Annotated in this window: 1 protein-coding gene and 1 riboswitch; the gene reads right to left on the reverse strand. The window is 36.5% G+C overall.

Features of this window, described 5'->3' with window-relative positions:
* Nucleotides 1-5: 5 nt before the first annotated feature.
* Nucleotides 6-494, reverse strand: coding sequence for a QueT transporter family protein (locus BFL01S_RS19740; RefSeq protein WP_025909863.1), 489 nt, complete (start codon nt 492-494; stop codon nt 6-8).
* Between the two features lie 8 nt (nt 495-502).
* A riboswitch (PreQ1 riboswitch) is annotated at nt 503-547 on the reverse strand.
* Nucleotides 548-636 lie beyond the last annotated feature (89 nt).

A 636-nucleotide genomic window follows, 5' to 3' on the forward strand; every position in this document is an offset into this window, starting at 1 on the left:
TAGTATTAATCGATTAACTTTGTGAAGTTTACGCGCTTATGAATTGCCAGCATCACTGGAATTCCAACAAGCATCACTACAAATTCACCAATCGCAGTTGTTAACCATGTTAGTAAAAATGGAAAACCTAGTGCTAAATGAAGCTCAAACGCGATGATAAACATCGTAAACGTAAAGATCAGTGTATTGGTAACCATACGAGCAACCGTGCCCTTGGCAAACTTCATCGCAAAGATCATCAGTAATAAGGAAATTAAAGATTGTCCTACGCCAAATACCAAATCATACGCCACCATTGGTGAGAAGAATAAATTGGCTAAAAATACGCCTAGCACAATCCCATACAAATACTTCTTATTAAAAATAATCAAATGATTAAACATTTCCGCAATACGGAACTGAATATTTGTAAAGCCAAACGGCTGAATAAACATCGTTACCGCAATATACATTGCCGCAATAATACCGTTGACTGCAAGTGTTCTTACATTCATGCTGCATACTCTCCTTAGTTTTTTTACGTGGGATGGTTCCGAACCACGTCTTACGCAAATACTAAAGAATCATACAGCAGTAAATTATATTAGTCAAGTATCTCAACCCTCTTTCGGTTACTGATCGAAATTCAATCTAAAA

This window comes from Priestia flexa NBRC 15715 (assembly GCF_001591565.1).
In the GTDB taxonomy this organism is placed as follows: Bacteria; Bacillota; Bacilli; order Bacillales; family Bacillaceae_H; genus Priestia; species Priestia flexa.